This is a genomic window from Aeromicrobium sp. Leaf272 (assembly GCF_001422865.1).
Lineage (GTDB): Bacteria > Actinomycetota > Actinomycetes > Propionibacteriales > Nocardioidaceae > Aeromicrobium.
Map to the genome: position 1 here is coordinate 543,730 of NZ_LMMY01000009.1, position 648 is coordinate 544,377.

2 protein-coding genes are annotated in these 648 nt (G+C 75.2%); one reads left to right on the forward strand and one right to left on the reverse strand.

Translation table 11 applies throughout. The features are described from left to right. Positions 1–310 (forward strand): SDR family NAD(P)-dependent oxidoreductase (locus tag ASF38_RS18330; protein ID WP_200914402.1); only part of this gene is annotated, 310 nt, incomplete at its 5' end. A 99-nt stretch (positions 311–409) separates the two neighbouring features. Here the strand turns inward: ASF38_RS18330 and ASF38_RS04275 are convergent. Further along, a partial coding sequence (locus ASF38_RS04275) for a hypothetical protein (protein WP_235497386.1) occupies positions 410–648 on the reverse strand: 239 nt, incomplete at its 5' end.

Consider the following 648-nt stretch of genomic DNA (forward strand, 5'->3'; position numbering starts at 1 on the left):
CGGCATCGCCGGCTCCTCGGCCTACGTCACCACGAAGCACGCGCTCGTCGGCCTGACGAAGAACGCAGCACTCGAGCACAGCGCCGACGGGGTCCGCGTGACGGTCGTCGGCCCCGGCTTCATCAGCACCCCGCTGCTCGAGGCCAACCTCGACGACGATGCGCAGGCCGCCCTCGCCGCCAAGCACGCGACAGGCCGCCTCGGCACCCCCGAGGAGGTCGCGTCGCTCGTGGCGTTCCTCGCCTCGGACGCGGCCACGTTCGTGACGGGCAGCTACCACCTGGTCGACGGCGGGTACGCCGCCCAGTAGGCAGCGCGGCCCGGGCCGGCGTCGCACGGTCGACCGAGCCCACGATCGCCGGCGCGACGTGTCGTCATCCCCTGGAGAGGCGTCGTGCCGGCCCCGCCCTCACGCGTCGCCGCGTGCTCGTAGGACGTGGACCGCCTTCGCGTCGGAGTCCCAGTGGCGCAGGGCGGCAGGAGCGCCCGCGAGCTCGGACGGGATCCCGGCCAGGAGGTCGAGCGCGTGCGCGAGCTGCTCGTCGCCGAGACGACGGGCGAGCGTGACGTGCGGCGTCCAGCGCCCGGGCAGCGTGAGGTCGGGCCGATCGGGCGCGTCGACCATCGCCGCGTCGACGGCCGCGTGGG